The organism is Candidatus Sodalis sp. SoCistrobi (assembly GCF_900143145.1).
Lineage (GTDB): Bacteria > Pseudomonadota > Gammaproteobacteria > Enterobacterales > Enterobacteriaceae > SoCistrobi.
Window position 1 is genome coordinate 1 of the sequence record NZ_FRDB01000033.1, and the last position, 17,387, is coordinate 17,387.

The window sequence follows — 17,387 nt, forward strand, 5'->3', positions numbered from 1 at the left end:
TGCTCATGCTGAGTTTCCAGCACTAGATTAACTGCCCGTTCACGGACTTCCGGAGAGTAACGTTTGGTCGTTGTCATAGAGACCTCCACTTTTAAAGTATAGACTCTAATTTATCCGGGGTGATTCAAAATATTCCGGGGCCAGCGGGAACAAGACCCGGCGCAGCGTGCCGTCTTCACCGCGACCGGCAAACAGATTAAATAAATAGAAAAAGGCGCTCTGACTACCGTTGGTCAGTGCGATATTGGCTGCGGTGATAGGCCAGTCGAATTCCTTGCGCAGCAGGGCGGCCAGCGCGGTCAGGAGCGTATCTTTGCCTTGCGGGCCGTCATAGTTGCACAACGCCTCATTCAGGGTGCCGTCGTCGAGCATCTCGCGCCACAGGCCATCAAAATAGTGTTCCATCGCGGGGATCGCCGCCGGGTTACCGCCGCCGAGCATAATGGCGCCGGGGGTGCGCAGGCCTTCGTTCATGTCGTCCATCAGTTGGGCGATACCGGAATGGCGGGTAAATTTGTTGCCGAAGCGGGAAAAAGTCATAGCGTTAAACTGCGGTTCGTAGCGGGCCAGACTGACACCTTACCTGCTCGCGCGCCGCTGGCAACCCCCTTTTTACCCAGAAAGCGGTACGACACCGCCGGGCGGGACCGCTCAGGAGCGGCGCCAGGCATGAGCGCGGGCTATCGCCGGTCAGATAAGCTCCCGCGCCCGCAATTCGGTTTTCAGGTAAGCGTAATAAATCGGCGCCGCCACCAACCCTTCCAGACCAAACGCCGCCTCAAAGATAAGCATCGCCAGCAGCAGCTCCCAGGATTTGGCATTGATGCGGCTGCCGACGATCTCGGCATTGAGGAAATACTCCAACTTGTGAATCAAGATCAGGTACAGCACCATTATCCCCCCCACGCTCAAAGAGATGGAGAGCGCCGAGATGATAATCATGAAATTGGAAATGAGATTACCGATAATCGGCAGCAGGCCGAAGATAAAGGTCGCCACAATCAGCGTTTTGCCCAGCGGCAGATGCACGCCAAACAGCGGGAACAGCACCAAAATCATCATCGACGTCAGCAGGGTATTGACCAGCGACACTTTAATTTGGGCGAAGACGATATTGCGAAACGCCTGCGAGAGATAATGCAGGCGCTCCAGCAACTGCTGCGTAAAGTAGGTGTTGCGACCGGACGGCTTATTCAGCGAAATGACCGCGCCGATAATGAGGCCGATAAAAATGGTAATCAGCCCGTGCAGGAAAGTGCGGCCCATGTTGCGGATAATAATTAAATTGGACTCGACCAGGGCAAACAGCTGATCTTTAAGCTCCTCCGCGCTTTCAGGCAGGAACGAGGGGAGATAATCGGGGATGCGATTCTTCACATCGGAGAAAATGCGGTTGGTTTCGGCGGTAATGTCGATACCGCGCTGAATATCCGAGGTCAGGAAGCTTACCAGGCTCACGATACCCAGCGTCATGGCAATCACCACAAATGCGGCAATCAGGGTTACCACGACCCAGCGTGCGCGGCCGCTGCCGACCAGACGTTCAAACCACGGCGTCAGGGAAATGATCACCTCATACGCCAGAAAGCCGGCGATGAAGCAGGGAAACAGATGCAGCGGGATGATCAGGGTGATAAAAAGAAACATCAACAGGTAAGAGGTCGCCTTCAGCTGTGTCTCACTTACGCTCATTCTTCTTTCCTTTCATTACTGGCCGGTTCCTTTGTTGCGCGAATAGCAAACAGCATAGGCGGTAATCTTAGCATCGACAGCTTAAACCGCAGCCTCATCGCCCTCAGTCAAGCGTAAGAAACATGTCGCGCTCACCGCGAGCGGCTGTCGGCGCCGCGGCGGTTGTCGCGCCGCCGGGCCTGGGATTGGCCGTCGCCGGCGGCGCTGTAGCGTTAATGGCCGGGGAGGATCTCCGGGTTGACGCAATTTTTCTCTACCCGACCGGTGAGGGCGGTGATGAGATTATTCACCGCGTCGGCGGCCATGTTGTAGCGCGTCTCATGGGTGGCGGAGCCGATATGCGGCAGTGCTACGACATTGGGCAGGCGCAGCAGCGGCGACGTCACCGGCAGCGGCTCCTGCTCGAACACATCCAGCCCGGCGCCAAAGAGAGTGCGGTTTTCCAGCGCCGTTATCAGTGCCGCCTCATCCACCACCGGACCGCGGCCCGCATTGATGAGGATGGCGCCGGGCTTCATTTTCGCCAGCTTGGCGGCGTCGATTAAATGATGCGTCTGTTCCGTTAACGGCAGGATCAGGCAGACGAAATCCGCTTGTGCCAGCAGGGTGTCGAGTTCGCAATAGCGGGCGTCGTAACGCTGTTCCGCTTCAGGGTGCTGACTGCGAGCATGATAAAGTATATCCATATTAAAACCGGCGTGGGCGCGCTGCGCCAGCGCCATGCCGATGCGGCCCATGCCCACCACGCCCAGGGTCTTATGATGCACATTGACGCCGTACCAGTTTTCATCAATGCTGCGCTGCCATTCGCCGGCTTTGACCCGTTCCGCCGATTCCACTACCCGGCGCGCGGTGGCGAGCACCAACGCCATCAAGGTATCCGCCACGGTATCGGTTAATACGGTCGGGGTATGCATCAGAAGTACGCCGCGTGCGCTCAACGCCTGCACATCGAAATTGTCGTAACCCACGGAGATTGTCGAGGCGGCTTTTAGCGCCGGCATACGCTCAAGTAGAGTCTCATCGACCTTCCCACCGGCGCCGATAAGACCCACCGCTTTCGTCAGGGCCGGCGCATGTTGCTGCAAATTGTCGTCGGTGAGCCCGTCAAACGCCGTGACGCTGAAATGGTCGTCCAGACGTCGGCGTAAATCTTCTGGGATGGCTTTGTACAAAATCACAGCAGGCTTCATCGAATTCTCCATTAATCAGTGATTACCAGATTCATTATTAATCAGCATACCACTTTTCATCGCGGGTAACAGGCGCGCCGCCGGGAGATGCGGACACGGGGAGGGCAACGCGGAGGACCCTGGGCTACGCCGCAGGAGGATAGCGGTTCCGGTCTGGCGCTCAGGATGAGGGAGGGGAGACGGCGTGCATTATACCGCCGGCGTACCAGTGCAGTTGGAGGATGAGATGGCCGGTTTCACCGTTAAGCCGCTGTGCGATAGGAAAGAAGCCGCGGTGATGATAAAACCGGCAGGCGTTGCGGTTTAGCCGGTAAACCTCCAGCGTCAGCGCGGGATAAGCCTGCTGCGCCATGGTCATCAGCGCCAACCCTACACCGCGCCGCTGATAGGCCGGCGCGACGAACAGCGCTCCCACCACCTTGCCGCGCAACACGCTGATAAAGCCGGCGAGAGAGGCGTCCTGTTCCACCACCCAAGTCCGGGCGGCGGGCAGATACTCGTCGCGCACCGACGGCAGGCTCTCCTGCCAATAGGCAGGCGAAATAAAAGGATGCGCGCGGGTGGTGCTCTCAAGCCACAGCGCGAGCACCGCCGGCAAATCCTCCTGACGCAGCGGGCGGATCACCATGGGACCTCCGCTTGCGCACCCTGTCGTTGCTGGACGCTGACGCGGGTGATGTCCCGCTGCCAATGGCGTTGCATAGACCTTCCTGCCGTTCGGCGATTAAGCGCGGCGCTGACCGTTTTGATTAACTCTGCGGCGCGTATTCGCAGTTGTTGCCGGATCCGGGCTGTATATCTGAACGCCAGAGGGTATACTGGCGCCTTCTCATTACATCCACTTGCAACGCGTGCGAATTCAACATGCAAAAGTTTGATCCCAAGACCTTTCAGGGCCTGATCCTGACGCTCCAGGATTACTGGGCGCGCCAGGGCTGCACTATCGTCCAGCCGCTGGATATGGAAGTCGGCGCGGGGACGTCCCATCCCATGACCTGTATACGGGCGCTGGGCCCGGAGCCCATCGCCGCCGCCTACGTGCAGCCTTCGCGCCGTCCGACGGATGGCCGCTACGGTGAAAACCCCAACCGGCTGCAGCATTACTACCAGTTTCAGGTCATCATCAAACCTTCGCCAGAGAATATCCAGGAATTATATCTCGGTTCGCTGAGAGAAGTTGGCCTGGATCCCACTATTCACGATATTCGTTTCGTGGAGGACAACTGGGAAAACCCGACACTGGGCGCCTGGGGGCTGGGTTGGGAAGTCTGGCTGAACGGTATGGAAGTGACACAATTCACCTATTTTCAGCAGGTGGGTGGGCTGGAATGCCGGCCGGTCACGGGGGAGATCACCTACGGGCTTGAGCGTTTGGCAATGTATTTGCAGGGCGTCGACAGCGTTTATGATTTGGTATGGAGCGATGGGCCGCTGGGTCGTACCACCTACGGCGACGTGTTCCACCAAAACGAAGTCGAGCAATCCACCTACAACTTTGAATATGCCGATGTGGATTTTCTGTTCACCTGTTTTGAACAGTATGAAAAAGAGGCACAAAGCCTGCTGGCCCTGGAAAAACCGCTGCCGCTGCCGGCCTATGAGCGCATTTTGAAGGCGGCGCACAGCTTCAATTTGCTCGATGCCCGCAAAGCCATCTCGGTGACGGAGCGCCAGCGCTATATCCTGCGGATCCGCACGTTGACCAAGGCCGTGGCGGAAGCCTACTACGCTTCACGCGAAGCGCTGGGTTTCCCGATGAGCAAGAAGAATGAGAACTAAGAGGCAGCCATGACGCAACACACTTTTCTGGTGGAAATCGGCACGGAAGAGCTGCCGCCAAAGGCGCTGCGCGCGTTGGCTGAAGCCTTTGCCACCCACCTCAGCGGCGAACTCGATGCAGCCAACGTCGACCACGGCGAAGTCAGCTGGTTTGCCGCTCCGCGCCGGCTGGCGGTCAAGGTCGCCGCGCTCGGCGGCGCACAGGCCGACAGCGACGTCGAGAAGCGCGGTCCCGCCATCGCACAGGCGTTTGATGCCGACGGCAATCCCACCAAAGCGGCCGAAGGCTGGGCGCGCGGCTGCGGCATTTCGGTCAGCCAGGCCGAACGTCTCACGACCGATAAAGGGGAATGGCTGGTCTATCGCGCCCGCGTGAAGGGGCAGCCGGTGCAAGAGCTGCTGTGCGCTATGGTCAGCCGCGCGCTGGGCAAGCTGCCGATCCCGAAAATGATGCGCTGGGGCGACAATGAAACCCAGTTCATCCGGCCGGTGCACACCGTGACGCTGCTGCTGGATGACGGCGTTATTGCGGGCAATGTGCTCGGCATTGACGCCGATCGCATCGTGCGCGGTCACCGTTTTATGGGCGAGCGGGAAATCAGCCTGGAGCACGCCGACCAGTATCCGCAGGTGCTGCTGGATCGCGGCCGGGTGATGGCGGACTATCTGCAGCGTAAAGAGACCATTCGCCGAGATGCGGAAGCGGCGGCCAAACGGTTAGGCGGCGTGGCCGATCTGAGCGAGAGCCTGCTGGAAGAGGTTACCTCGCTGGTGGAATGGCCGGTGGTGCTCACCGCCCGCTTTGAAGAGAAGTTTCTGGCGGTGCCGGCGGAGGCGCTGGTCTACACCATGAAAGGCGACCAGAAGTATTTCCCGGTTTACGATGCCGCGGGCAACCTGCTGCCGCACTTTATTTTTGTGGCGAATATCGAGTCGAAAGACCCCCAGCAGATCATCGCCGGCAATGAAAAGGTGGTGCGTCCACGCCTGGCTGACGCGGAGTTCTTCTTTAACACCGACCGCAAACAGCGGCTGGAAGATCGTCTGCCGCGGCTGGATACGGTGCTGTTTCAAAAACAGCTCGGCACGCTGCGCGACAAAAGCGACCGGATCGAAGCTCTGGCGGCCTGGATCGCCGGCCGGATCGGTGCGGATGTGCCGCAGGCCGCGCGCGCCGGCCTGTTGTCCAAGTGCGATCTGATGACCAATATGGTGTTTGAATTTACCGACACCCAGGGCGTGATGGGTATGCATTATGCCCGCCACGACGGCGAGCCGGAAGCGGTGGCGCTGGCGCAAAAAGAGCAGTATCAGCCGCGATTTGCCGGCGATGCGCTGCCCACGACGCTGGTGTCCTGCGCGGTGGCCATTGCCGACAAGATGGATACGCTGGCCGGCATTTTCGGCATCGGCCAGCATCCTAAAGGGGATAAAGATCCTTTCGCCCTGCGCCGTGCCGCGCTCGGCGTGCTGCGCATTATCGTGGAAAAACAGCTGCCGCTCGACCTGCAGACGCTGACGGAAGAGGCGGTGCGCCTTTACGGCGAGAAGCTGACCAATGACGCTGTAGTGAATGATGTCATCGATTTTATGCTCGGCCGTTTTCGCGCCTGGTACCAGGAGCAGGGGCACAGTGTCGACACCATTCAGGCGGTGCTGGCGCGGCGTCCGACCCGCCCGGCGGATTTCGACGCCCGGGTACGCGCGGTGAGCTATTTCCGCACCCTGGAAGAAGCCGCGTCGCTGGCCGCGGCCAACAAGCGGGTATCGAATATACTCGCCAAATCTGATGATCCGGTCCACGAGGACGTACAAGCCTCGTTGCTCAAGGATCCGGCGGAAATCACGCTGGCGACCCACCTGGTGGTGTTACGCGAAAAACTGCAGCCGTTGTTCGAGGCCGGTCGCTATCAGGACGCGTTGGTAGAGCTGGCGGCGCTGCGTGAGCCGGTGGACGCGTTCTTTGATAGCGTGATGGTGATGGCGGACGACCCACAGGTGCGGATTAACCGACTGACGCTGCTCGCGCAGCTGCGCACGCTGTTCTTGCAGGTCGCGGATATTTCGCTGCTGCAATAGGCCGCGCGCTGGCCGCCGGTACGTCGCCCTCGACCCGGCGCCGCGCCGGCGGTGTTTGCCTGTCGCGAAACTGCACTATTATTGTTACTGCGTCAGGGAAGGCGAAGTGAACACCTAAACCGGGAAAATAAGTCCTTCATTTACAGGAGTAAAGGTTATGACCTTAAGGGAGCGCATGGGCCTCTACCGGCCACTGCTGGCAATGCTTGTGGTAGTGCTGGGCGTCTTTCAGTTGACCGGCTGCGGCGATAAAGAGCCGGAACAGCGACAAGCCTTTATGCAATTTCTGCAAAACACGATTTTGCCCGGCGGAGAACGGATCCCCACCCTGAGCGCGGCGCAAAAGGAGCAGTTTGGCCCTTACGCTAATGATTATCAGATTTTGCAAACCTTCAGCGACAAATTCCTCAGCTCGGTTAACGGTTCGCTGGTACCGGTGCTGGATGAGATAAGCCAAATTCGTGTGCCGCAGGATTACCTGTCCCATCGGCAGACGCTCGCGCAGGCGGGAGGCGCATTGAATATGCTGGCGCCCGATCTGGCGCGCGCCAGGAAACAGGCGGACGATGCCCGCGCCGCGCTTAAGCAGCCGGAGGATCTGCAAAAGGTTTACGCGCAGGCCTACGACAAGTTGGTGACCGGGCCGGTGCAGAAAGTCACGCCGGTTATTGGCGCTGCTTCTTCACTGGCAGAACAGCTGGTTCACGTGGGGGAATTTCTTGCCATGCAGACGGCGCAAGGTCAGCCGAGCTATGATGGTGGGTCGGTAAGCTTCCCCACGCAGCTGCAGGTGACGCAATATAATGAGCTCATGACCGGGCTGCAAAACCAGCACCAGCAGTTGCTGCAGGCGCAAAGCGGCGCAGGCGCGCTGTTGCCTTGACGGTGTCGCCGGGGGCTGTTACTTCCTTGCCTCTGGCGGCGTGACTTTGACTGGCCGGCCTACGGCTGGCCTGTTAACGCCCTGGCGGCCTACGTTGATTTTCCCGGCGACAAAGCGATGGGTCTTCCCTGGGCCGGTATAGGGGGGATGATAGCGTCTGGGGTGGCGTAACGCTGACACCTCCACGACAGCGAGGGGCCTACAGGTGGCCGCTGTGCTGCCGATGCCCTGTAGGCTACTGCGAGAGGTCTAGGTCTCTGCTGGCCTCCCGTTGGCACTGGCGCCGGGGATCTGATTAAAATCTGTCTTGCTGTGCGCATGCTACGCCCTGCCTTACCGCTTTAAGCGGTAACTTTGTTACACCTTTCCCTTTGATCTCCATGGTATATCAACGCCGCGTGCGCTGCTTTGCTAACGACTTCGCCAGCGGTCGTGGTCAGACATCACATTTTTTGTGATTTAAATCACGTTTTCATTGCAAATTAGCCGCCAAATTATGTGATTAGAATCACAATAGGCGGCTTAAATTAGTCGGTTACGCCGGAATGTGCTTTTATTTCACAGTGGTTTTGTGATGAATATCACCCATATAACCCTGTTTAGGGGGGTGTCCTCGTGATTAGCATCACAATAATTGACCTCGCTACGCTATCGCAAAAGAGCGTGGTAGAGTCGCGCTGCCAAGAGTAATACCGGCGGATGGTGCAACACTGCCGCAACAAATTTCACGCGCTCTTATTGTATAGCGCGTTTCAATAGGGGTGAGTTTTATGTCTTCATCGGATATCAAGGTCAGAGTGCAGAACTTTGGCCGCTTCCTCAGCAATATGGTGATGCCAAACATTGGCGCCTTCATCGCCTGGGGTATCATCACCGCGCTGTTTATTCCTACCGGCTGGACACCCAACGCGACGCTGGCCAAATTGGTCGGCCCGATGATCACCTATCTGCTACCGCTGCTGATTGGCTATACCGGCGGCCGGATGGTGGGTGGCGAACGCGGTGGCGTCGTCGGCGCGATTACCACCATGGGGGTCATCGCCGGTGCCGATATGCCGATGTTCCTCGGCTCAATGATTGCCGGTCCTCTCGGCGGCTGGGCTATCAAACGCTTCGACCGCGCCGTGGACGGTAAAATCAAAAGCGGTTTCGAGATGCTTGTCAATAACTTCTCGGCCGGTATTATCGGTATGCTGCTGGCGGTATTGGCTTTCCTGGCCATCGGTCCGCTGGTAGAAATGTTGTCAAAAGGGCTGGCGGCCGGCGTTCACCTGATGGTGACCTATAACATGCTGCCGCTGACGTCCATTTTCGTCGAGCCGGCCAAAATTCTGTTCCTGAATAATGCCATCAACCACGGCATCTTCTCGCCGCTGGGCATTCAGCAGGCAACCGAGACCGGTAAATCAATCTTCTTCCTGATTGAAGCCAACCCCGGCCCGGGTATGGGTGTCCTGATGGCGTATATGATATTTGGCCGCGGTAACGCCAAGCAATCCGCCGGCGGTGCAGCCATCATTCATTTCCTGGGTGGTATCCACGAAATTTATTTCCCCTATGTGCTGATGAACCCGCGTTTATTGATCGCGGTTATCCTCGGCGGCATGACCGGCGTATTTACGCTGAATCTGCTGGGCGGCGGTCTGGTTTCGCCGGCTTCCCCGGGCTCTATCCTGGCCGTATTAGCCATGACGCCCAAAGGCACCTATTTCGCCAACCTGGCCGCGATTGTTGCCGCTTTCGCCGTTTCGTTCATCATCTCGTCCATTTTGCTTAAGAGCTCACGCGCTACCGGCGATGAAGATAATCTGGCCGAAGCGTCACGCCGTGTGCAGGATATGAAAGCCCAGTCGAAAGGCGTCGGCGGCCCCGTCAACGCGGGCGCCTCGGGCGATTTGAATTTGAGTTCGGTGCGGAAAATTATCGTGGCCTGTGACGCCGGCATGGGGTCGAGCGCCATGGGCGCCGGCGTCTTGCGTAAAAAGGTGAACGAGGCCGGGCTGAAGAACATCAGCGTGACCAATAGCGCCATCAATAATTTACCCGACGATGTCGATCTGGTGATAACCCATCGCGATCTGACCGAACGGGCAATGCGTCATGCGCCGCAGGCGCAGCAGGCGCAGCATATTTCGCTGAATAACTTCCTCGACAGCCAGCTTTACAGCGATTTGACCGCGCGTCTGGTAGCGGTACAAAAAAGCGGGGATAATCAGCAAAGAGTCATGACCACGCTGGACGACAGCTTTGAAGACGGCGAACAAAACCTGTTCCGCCTCACTGCGGACAACGTTTTTCTCGGTCAACATGCGGACCATAAAGAGCAGGCTATCCGCTTCGCCGGTGAACAACTGGTGAAAGGCGGTTATGTCCAGCCCGAATACGTACAGGCGATGCTGGATCGTGAAAAACTGACCTCGACTTACCTGGGTGAGTCCATCGCCGTGCCCCATGGCACTATCGAGGCGAAGGACCGCGTCCTGCGTACCGGCGTGGTATTCTGCCAGTACCCTGACGGCGTCCGCTTTGGCGACGAGGAAGAGGATATTGCCCGACTGGTGATCGGGATCGCCGCCCGTAATAATGAGCACATTCAGGTCATCACCAGTTTGACCAATGCGCTGGACGATGAGACGGTGATCGCGCGCTTAAGCCACACCACCGACGTGCAGGAAGTCCTGGAACTGCTGGCGAGCGGCAAAGCGTCCTGACCAGGCATGCGGGCGGGTCACTGACGCAATAAATCAAGGGGCCTGCCATGGCCCCTTTTTGCTTAGATTTTTGCTACGATAATTCAAGGTTAACGTCATGAAAGCATTACATTTCGGAGCAGGTAATATCGGCCGCGGGTTTATCGGTAAATTGTTGGCCGATGCCGGTGTTGAGGTGATTTTCGCCGATGTGAACCAGCAGGTTCTCGACGCGCTGAACCAGCGCCACCAATACCAGGTGCGGGTGGTGGGTGAACAGGCGCAGGTGGAGACCGTCAGCGGAGTCAGCGCGGTACACAGCGGCAGCGACGACGCCGTGGCGCTTATCGCCAGCGTGGATCTGGTGACGACGGCGGTCGGCCCGCAGATCCTTGAACGTATCGCGCCGGCCATTGCCCGCGGTCTGGTCCAGCGGCACGATGGCGGCAGCACGCAGCCACTGAACATCATCGCTTGTGAAAACATGGTGCGCGGCACCAGCCAGCTTAAGCAGCATGTGCTTAATGCGCTGGAGCCGCGCTATCATGCCTGGGTAGAGCAGCAGGTCGGCTTTGTCGATTCCGCCGTGGACCGCATCGTGCCGCCGGTTGAAGCGGGCAGCGACGACCCACTGGCGGTGACGGTCGAGAGTTTTAGCGAGTGGATTGTGGATAAAACCCAATTTAAAGGCGTTCCGCCCGCTCTCGCCGGCATGGAACTGACCGACAATCTGATGGCTTTTGTGGAGCGTAAGCTGTTTACCCTGAATACCGGCCACGCCATTACCGCTTATCTGGGCCAGCTCGCCGGCCATCAGACCATCCGCGATGCCATTCTGGATCCGGCCGTGCGCCAGACGGTGAAAGGCGCGATGGAGGAGAGCGGAGCGGTGCTTATCAATCGTTATGGTTTTGATGCGCAAAAGCATGCCGCCTATATCAACAAAATTCTTCAGCGCTTTGAAAATCCCTATCTGCATGACGACGTGGAACGCGTTGGCCGGCAGCCGTTGCGCAAACTGGGCGCTGGCGATCGGTTAATCAAACCCTTGCGCGGTACGCTGGAGTACGGTCTTGGCCATGCCAATTTGGTGACCGGCATCGCCGCCGCGATGCACTATCACAGCGATCAGGATCCGCAGGCGAAAGAGTGGGCGGCATTGCTGGCCGAGGTCGGTCCGCAGGCGGCGCTGGCTAACGTCTCCGGCCTTGAAGAAGACAGTGATGTTGTCGCGCAAGTGGTGAATGCCTATAACGCCATGCAGTAATCGACAGAACCGGGGGCGGACGCGGGTCCGCCCCCTGGCCCGCTACATGGTGTGCAACATGACGGAAAACACTCAGCTGCTGGAAAACAGCGTGCTCGAACGCCTGAATGCCGGGATCACGGTGCGGGAGTTTTTGCGGGCGGCGATTACGCTGCTGGCGGAAGCCGTCGCCATTCTGGTGACGCAGGTGTTCCGCAAGGATGACTATGCGGTCAAATACGCCGTGGAGCCGCTGCTGGTAGGCGCCGGGCCGCTGGCGGAGCTGTCGGTGCGCCTGAAATTGGTTTATGCGCTCGGGGTGATAAGCCGCCAGGAGTATGAAGACGCCGAACTGCTGATGGCACTGCATGAAGAACTGCAGCAGGATCCGGGCGATTATCGATTCACCGATGATGAAATTTTGGGGCCGTTTGGCGAGTTGCATTGCGTCGCCACCTTCCCGCCGTCGCCGTCAATCTCGCGCGCGCCGGAGGATGAAGCGCTGGCGAAGATGCAACGGCAGCGCTATCAGCAAATGGTGCGCTCGACCATGGTTCTCTCCGCCACCGAGTATTTGGTGCGAATCAGCGCCAAAAAAGCGTTTTCCGATCGGTTATTGCTTAAATAGCCGCCGCGTCGGATTTCACGACGGCGCCTTCGCCCCGCGCTCGCGGCGCTTGCGTATCGGCGGTCGCCCTCACCTAGGGCCTGCTTCCTCAGCGAGTAAATGGCTGCACCTGCGTCACTGCTGTCGTCACGGCCTGGCCGCGCATTCATTCGCCGGCGCGCGGGCAAAAAAATCCCCGCCGGGCGCGAGCCGGTGTCGGTATGCGCCGCGGTGCCGAATCAGGCGTGGCTGAAACGTGCGGCCGCTTCATCCCAGTTGACCACGTTCCAGAATGACTTGATGTAGTCCGGGCGGCGGTTCTGGTATTTCAGGTAGTAAGCGTGCTCCCAAACGTCCAGGCCCAGAATCGGGTAGCCGGAGGTCCCGGAAATCGCTTCACCCATCAGCGGGTTGTCTTGGTTGGCGGTGGACACGACGGCCAGTTTGCCGTCTTTTTTCACAAGCCAGGCCCAGCCGGAACCGAAGCGGGTGGCGGCGGCCTTCTCGAACGCTTCTTTAAACGCGTCAACGCTGCCGAAATCACGCTCGATAGCGCTTTTCAGTTCGCCCTGCAGGGTCGTACCTTGTTTCAAACCCTTCCAGAACAGGCTGTGATTGGCATGACCGCCGGCATTGTTGCGCAGCACGGTCTTTTTGTCCGCCGGTAGCTGGTCTAATTTTTGGATCAGGTCATCGACGGGCAGATTGGCGAATTCCGGCAGGCTTTCCAGGGCGCCATTGGCGTTGTTGACATAGGTCTGATGGTGTTTAGTGTGATGAATTTCCATCGTTTCTTTGTCGAAATGCGGTTCCAGGGCGTCATAGCCATAAGGCAGGGAAGGTAGCGTAAAGCTCATATCAATCTCTCCATTTTAGTTGAACCGGCCCCCTTTAAATGCATGTTAGGGTCGCGTAAGCAATCCGATCATTATAGTTAATTAAACGTTGAATAAAACGTTTATCGGTGACTTTAGAAAGAACAAGGTTAACTTACCTCTTCAATGATCCGTGTCGGATGGGTAAAGACCATGGCGCGTCCCGGTTTACTAAACCCCACCAACGTCATGCCGCAGCGTTCGGCAACCTCCACCGCCAGCGACGTGGCGGCGGAAACGGCGAACAGAATTTCCACGCCGCACATGGCGGCTTTTTGCACCATTTCATAACTGGCGCGGCTGGAGACCAGGACCGCTCCGGGGGATCCCCCCCGCCGCGCCCGCATGCCCAGCAGTTTATCCAGCGCTACGTGGCGGCCGACGTCCTCGGCGCCATAGCACAATGCCCCATCCGGCGAGATCCAGGCCGCGGCATGGGTACAACCCGTGAGCCGGCCGATGGGCTGCACCTCTTGTAATCGATCCAGCGCCCGATCAAGCCGCGCCAGCGGCCAGCGTTGCGTGAAAGGGAGCGGCGGCAAGGGTTTACCGATGTCGTCCAGTTGCTCCACCCCGCAAACGCCGCAGCCGGTGCGTCCGGCCAGCGCCCGGCGCTGCGCTTTCAGCGCCATGAAGCGGCGGCTGGAAAGCTCGATCTGAACCTGTAGGCCCTGTTGGGCCGGCACGATGTCGATCCCGTAGATATCCGCCGGCGAAGCGATAATGCCTTCCGATAGCGAGAAGCCGAGGGCAAAAACGTCCAGTTCTTTTGGCGACGCCATCATTACCACGTGGGAGATACCGTTGTACACCAGCGCGACCGGTACTTCTTCGGCCAGCCAGTCGGGCTCCGTGCGATCGAGCTGCCCGCGCCGGCGGACGCTGGATTGACGCATACCGGGCCGGGCGTCCTCGGCGTGGAAAGCGGTGTGTTTCACGATGGTTTTCTCTCGTAATGCTAGTAGGGTGTTATTATTCGCTGCTCGGGCGAGCGATGCAAACCCGCAACCCGGGCCAGCGGTTGCCCTAGGCTAAACAGTTTTCTTTTTCAGTGAGTTGCGTAATTCGGAGCCCCTTGCTACGTTTAATGGAACACCATTGCGGAGAAGGATTGAGGGCTATGACCAAGCATAATATCAAAATCGCACTGTTCCTCATCATGGCGGCCGCCGGGCTGGCAGGCATGTCCGGCATGGCGTCGGCGGCGGATAGCGGAACGGGCGACACGTCTGCATCGTCGGCGAAAGACATTGACGTTGCCGCGCTGGGCGGCAAAGTGACGCTGCAGGTGCCTGGCGCTTTCGTTAATCAAACCCGCGAGGATCCCGCTGCGCAAAATCCCGGTGTGAAAATTCAGGTGTTCACCGACCGGCAGCGCCAGCAGGTGATCGGGGTGAGCGAAGTGCCGACCGCGGCCGGCGATGCCAACGATACCAGCACGGATGCTTTTAACAAGATGGCCCAAGGCAGCCTATCCGGTCTGAAAACCCAGTATAAAGACGTGCAGAAAACCGGCCAAAGCGTCGAGACCGTCGGTGGTCATAAATTCCTGCGCCTCGATACCCGCCAGACGGTGGGGGGCAATGCCATGCTGGGCTCCACCATTACGACGCCTTACGCCGGTAGTGTGCTGACCCTCCAGGTACTCACGCCGGCCAATAATCTGGCTCAGCACAATCTGCTGGTGAAGCAGGTGCTGAAGACGGTCGCGTTTCATTAACACCTGACCGCAGGCGGCATCGTTTGCGCTGCGCGTGCCCGTCCAATAGTCCTCGCCGGCATCTGGCCGGTGACGCCGCCGGGTGAGCTGCACGGGTCTTTAGCCGCCGGCCTTTGCGGGTGATAGGTGCCGGCATCCGGCCGGTGACGCCGCTGGGTGAGCCGCAGGGGTCTTTAGCCGGCGGCCTTTGCAGGTGATAGGTGCCGGCATCCGGCCGAGAAATTCGCTGGACGCGCCGCAGGGGCCGCCACTATGCTGTCAGGAAGCAGGAGGTAAAAGCGGCGTTTTCCCCGACCGTGCCCCTTTGCGCCATACTGTCTATCTCAAGACCGGCAAACGGAGGCGTATCATGAAGCTCGTCGGCAGTTATTCCTGTCCCTTTGTGCGCAAAATTTCGGTGATATTGCTTGAGAAAGATCTGCCGTTTACCCTGGTTCACGCGGTAGATAGCACGCTATCGACGGCCATCAGTCCGTTGGGCTGCGCGCCGGTATTGATTGACGCGCAGGGGGAAACCCATTGCCACCCCTCTTTGATCGCCGACTATCTGGAATGGTTACAGCCTGAACCGGCATTACTGCCGGCCGACGCCCGTGACGCGCTGCGGGTGAAAGAATGGGCGGCGCTGGCGCTGGTGGGGGAATGCCGTCGCGGCGCTGACGACCAGCAAGAGCAGCGGCTCTGGCAGTATCGCGCCCATTTGCACAGCGGGCTGAATGCGTTGGAGCAAGGCGCGGCGGAAAGCCGCTGGCTAAATGCCACCCCCCTTTCGCAGGCGGATATCGCCGTCGCCTGCATGCTGGGTTTTATCAATGTCCGCCGCATCATGCCCAACTGGTGTGTCGACCGTCCTGCGCTGGTGGCGATGGCTGAGCGGCTATTCAGTCGGCAGAGTTTTGCCCGTACTTTGCCGCCGACCACAGCCGGCTTGTATAGCGATGAAACCCTCGCCACCAGAGTGTGAAGCCGCTCTGATAACCGCGATTTTCCTTCCCGCCGGGCCTGTTCATCGCCGTGGCGCGGCGTTAACGTAATGGATAGAGCGTTCAGACCGCTTATCGCCGCGTGTCGATGTTGTTCGCTGACATCGGTCTACCGACCGGTAAGGCAACCAGCGTGAAGGAGAGAGCCATGGCGCACAATCCCCCTATCACAAGCCTGATCCCCGGCGAATACGGGTATCCTTTTCAGCTTAAAGCACGTTATAAAAATTTTATCGGCGGCGAGTGGGTGGCGCCGCTATCGGGCGAGTATTTTGTCAATTTGACGCCGGTGACCGGCAGGCCGCTATGTGAGGTTGCCGACTCCGGGCGAAGCGACATCGATCTGGCGCTTGATGCCACCCATGCCGCACGCGCCGGGTGGGCGGCAACCTCGGTGCAGAAACGCGCCGCGATACTGCACCGCATCGCCGAGCGCATGGAGCAAAACCTGGAGCTCTTGTCATCGGTGGAAACCTGGGATAACGGCAAGCCCATCCGCGAAACTCTGGCTGCCGATGTGCCGCTGGCGATTGACCATTTCCGCTACTTCGCTTCCTGTATCCGCGCGCAGGAGGGGGGGGATTAGCGAAATCGATAGCGAAACGGTGGCTTATCATTTTTACGAGCCGCTGGGGGTTGTGGCGCAAATCATCCCCTGGAATTTCCCGCTGCTGATGGCCTGTTGGAAAATGGCCCCGGCGCTGGCCGCCGGTAACTGTGTTGTGCTGAAACCCGCCAAATTGACACCGCTGTCGGTGCTGATGCTGATGGAGCTCATTCAGGATCTGTTGCCGGCAGAGGTAGTCAATGTGGTTAACGGGGCGGGCGGCGAGATCGGTGAGTATCTGGCGACCTCGGGACGGGTGGCAAAAATTGCCTTTACCGGCTCCACCGAGGTCGGTCAGCAAATAATGAGCTATGCCGCCCGCAACGTTATCCCGGTGACCCTTGAGCTGGGCGGCAAATCCCCCAATATTTTCTTCGCCGATGTGATGGCCAAGGAAGATGCCTTCTTTAATAAAGCGCTGGAAGGGTTTGCGCTGTTCGCTTTCAACCAGGGTGAGGTGTGCACCTGCCCCAGCCGAGCGCTGGTGCAGGAATCGATTTACGACCGTTTTATGGAGCGCGCTATCAAACGGGTGGAGGCCATCAAAACCGGTAACCCGCTCGACAGCGCTACGATGATGGGCGCGCAGGTTTCCTCGGGCCAGCTGGAAACCATCCTTAATTATATCGATATCGGCAAGCGGGAGGGCGCAGAGGTGCTTACCGGCGGCCGTCGTAAGCACATGGAGGGCGACCTGGCGGCGGGGTATTATCTGGAGCCGGCGATGTTGTTCGGCAACAACAGTATGCGCGTTTTCCAGGAGGTGAATAACCCCGAGTTTATTAGAGAGTAATTTTGGCAATACTACGCCGCTTCCTCTGATGCTAATTGCAAAGCGTAATAGTTCATTTCGGCTTCAGTAGGAGGGATGTAACCCAGCCGCCCGAGCAGCCTTCTGTTGTTGTACCAGTCCACCCAGTCCAGCGTGGCCAACTCCACTTCCGTCCGGTTTTTCCAGCTCCCGCGGTGGATAACCTCCGTTTTGTACAACCCGTTGATACTCTCTGCCATCGCATTATCGTAGGAGTCGCCG

General features: G+C 58.6%; 14 protein-coding genes and 2 pseudogenes. 9 read left to right on the top strand and 7 right to left on the bottom strand.

The features are described from left to right. Positions 1-129: 129 nt before the first annotated feature. The 4 genes and pseudogenes from avtA to CINSTRO3249_RS04005 form a co-directional block, all read right to left on the bottom strand. A pseudogene (gene avtA, locus CINSTRO3249_RS03990) lies at positions 130-540 on the bottom strand (valine--pyruvate transaminase); the annotation flags it as partial. Between the two features lie 150 nt (positions 541-690). Beyond that, positions 691-1,692, bottom strand: a complete 1,002-nt coding sequence (locus CINSTRO3249_RS03995) for an AI-2E family transporter (protein WP_074012281.1) — start codon at positions 1,690-1,692, stop codon at positions 691-693. A 212-nt stretch (positions 1,693-1,904) separates the two neighbouring features. Continuing rightward, positions 1,905-2,885: a glyoxylate/hydroxypyruvate reductase GhrB gene (gene ghrB / locus CINSTRO3249_RS04000; protein ID WP_074012282.1), complete on the bottom strand. Its 981-nt coding sequence runs from the start codon at positions 2,883-2,885 to the stop codon at positions 1,905-1,907. Between the two features lie 160 nt (positions 2,886-3,045). After that, positions 3,046-3,510: an N-acetyltransferase gene (locus CINSTRO3249_RS04005; protein WP_074012291.1), complete on the bottom strand. Its 465-nt coding sequence runs from the start codon at positions 3,508-3,510 to the stop codon at positions 3,046-3,048. Positions 3,511-3,749: 239 nt separating this feature from the next. Here CINSTRO3249_RS04005 and glyQ point away from each other — a divergent pair, with 239 nt between their 5' ends. The 6 genes from glyQ (at position 3,750) to CINSTRO3249_RS04035 (ending at position 12,190) form a co-directional block, all read left to right on the top strand. Next, the gene (glyQ, locus tag CINSTRO3249_RS04010) at positions 3,750-4,664 is read left to right on the top strand and encodes a glycine--tRNA ligase subunit alpha (RefSeq protein WP_074012283.1); all 915 of its coding nucleotides are present in this window, start codon (positions 3,750-3,752) and stop codon (positions 4,662-4,664) included. A gap of 9 nt (positions 4,665-4,673) precedes the next feature. After that, the gene (gene glyS, locus CINSTRO3249_RS04015) at positions 4,674-6,743 is read left to right on the top strand and encodes a glycine--tRNA ligase subunit beta (protein WP_074012284.1); all 2,070 of its coding nucleotides are present in this window, start codon (positions 4,674-4,676) and stop codon (positions 6,741-6,743) included. Between the two features lie 157 nt (positions 6,744-6,900). Continuing rightward, entirely contained in the window at positions 6,901-7,626 is a 726-nt protein-coding gene (locus tag CINSTRO3249_RS04020; RefSeq protein WP_074012285.1) for a DUF3053 domain-containing protein, read from the top strand. Positions 7,627-8,396: 770 nt separating this feature from the next. Then, positions 8,397-10,337, top strand: coding sequence for a PTS mannitol transporter subunit IICBA (locus CINSTRO3249_RS04025; protein WP_074012286.1), 1,941 nt, complete (start codon positions 8,397-8,399; stop codon positions 10,335-10,337). Positions 10,338-10,434: 97 nt separating this feature from the next. Then, a complete protein-coding gene (locus tag CINSTRO3249_RS04030) occupies positions 10,435-11,583 on the top strand; it encodes a mannitol-1-phosphate 5-dehydrogenase (protein WP_074012287.1) in 1,149 nt (382 codons plus the stop codon). Between the two features lie 58 nt (positions 11,584-11,641). Beyond that, positions 11,642-12,190, top strand: a complete 549-nt coding sequence (locus CINSTRO3249_RS04035; protein WP_074012292.1) for an MltR family transcriptional regulator — start codon at positions 11,642-11,644, stop codon at positions 12,188-12,190. A gap of 218 nt (positions 12,191-12,408) precedes the next feature. Here CINSTRO3249_RS04035 and sodA read toward each other — a convergent pair whose 3' ends face one another. Together sodA and fdhD are read right to left on the bottom strand one after the other, a co-directional pair. Further along, positions 12,409-13,026 (bottom strand): superoxide dismutase [Mn], encoded by a 618-nt coding sequence (gene sodA / locus CINSTRO3249_RS04040; protein WP_025420370.1) that lies wholly within the window; start codon positions 13,024-13,026, stop codon positions 12,409-12,411. A 128-nt stretch (positions 13,027-13,154) separates the two neighbouring features. Continuing rightward, positions 13,155-13,940 carry a formate dehydrogenase accessory sulfurtransferase FdhD gene (gene fdhD / locus CINSTRO3249_RS04045; protein WP_074012288.1) on the bottom strand — a complete coding sequence of 262 codons (786 nt, stop codon included), beginning with the start codon at positions 13,938-13,940 and terminating at the stop codon, positions 13,155-13,157. Positions 13,941-14,164: 224 nt separating this feature from the next. Here fdhD and CINSTRO3249_RS04050 point away from each other — a divergent pair, with 224 nt between their 5' ends. The 3 genes and pseudogenes from CINSTRO3249_RS04050 to CINSTRO3249_RS04060 all read left to right on the top strand — a co-directional run. Further along, positions 14,165-14,764, top strand: coding sequence for a DcrB/PsbP domain-containing protein (locus CINSTRO3249_RS04050; RefSeq protein ID WP_074012289.1), 600 nt, complete (start codon positions 14,165-14,167; stop codon positions 14,762-14,764). A 349-nt stretch (positions 14,765-15,113) separates the two neighbouring features. After that, positions 15,114-15,728, top strand: a complete 615-nt coding sequence (locus CINSTRO3249_RS04055; RefSeq protein WP_074012290.1) for a glutathione S-transferase — start codon at positions 15,114-15,116, stop codon at positions 15,726-15,728. Positions 15,729-15,895: 167 nt separating this feature from the next. Beyond that, positions 15,896-17,117, top strand: a pseudogene (locus CINSTRO3249_RS04060) (aldehyde dehydrogenase family protein); the annotation flags it as partial. Between the two features lie 41 nt (positions 17,118-17,158). On the opposite strand, the gene CINSTRO3249_RS04065 reads toward CINSTRO3249_RS04060, so the two are convergent. After that, on the bottom strand, positions 17,159-17,387 hold a 229-nt coding region (locus tag CINSTRO3249_RS04065; protein ID WP_143146879.1), incomplete at its 5' end, for an integrase core domain-containing protein.

Bases quoted from the DNA above. Each gene is read 5' to 3' on its own strand.
- CINSTRO3249_RS03995 (WP_074012281.1), bottom strand. From the start codon at position 1,692: ATGAGCGTAAGTGAGACACAGCTGAAGGCGACCTCTTACCTGTTGATG.
- ghrB (WP_074012282.1), bottom strand. From the start codon at position 2,885: ATGAAGCCTGCTGTGATTTTGTACAAAGCCATCCCAGAAGATTTACGC.
- glyQ (WP_074012283.1), top strand. From the start codon at position 3,750: ATGCAAAAGTTTGATCCCAAGACCTTTCAGGGCCTGATCCTGACGCTC.
- glyS (WP_074012284.1), top strand. From the start codon at position 4,674: ATGACGCAACACACTTTTCTGGTGGAAATCGGCACGGAAGAGCTGCCG.
- CINSTRO3249_RS04020 (WP_074012285.1), top strand. From the start codon at position 6,901: ATGACCTTAAGGGAGCGCATGGGCCTCTACCGGCCACTGCTGGCAATG.
- CINSTRO3249_RS04025 (WP_074012286.1), top strand. From the start codon at position 8,397: ATGTCTTCATCGGATATCAAGGTCAGAGTGCAGAACTTTGGCCGCTTC.
- CINSTRO3249_RS04030 (WP_074012287.1), top strand. From the start codon at position 10,435: ATGAAAGCATTACATTTCGGAGCAGGTAATATCGGCCGCGGGTTTATC.
- CINSTRO3249_RS04035 (WP_074012292.1), top strand. From the start codon at position 11,642: ATGACGGAAAACACTCAGCTGCTGGAAAACAGCGTGCTCGAACGCCTG.
- sodA (WP_025420370.1), bottom strand. From the start codon at position 13,026: ATGAGCTTTACGCTACCTTCCCTGCCTTATGGCTATGACGCCCTGGAA.
- fdhD (WP_074012288.1), bottom strand. From the start codon at position 13,940: ATGCGTCAATCCAGCGTCCGCCGGCGCGGGCAGCTCGATCGCACGGAG.
- CINSTRO3249_RS04050 (WP_074012289.1), top strand. From the start codon at position 14,165: ATGACCAAGCATAATATCAAAATCGCACTGTTCCTCATCATGGCGGCC.
- CINSTRO3249_RS04055 (WP_074012290.1), top strand. From the start codon at position 15,114: ATGAAGCTCGTCGGCAGTTATTCCTGTCCCTTTGTGCGCAAAATTTCG.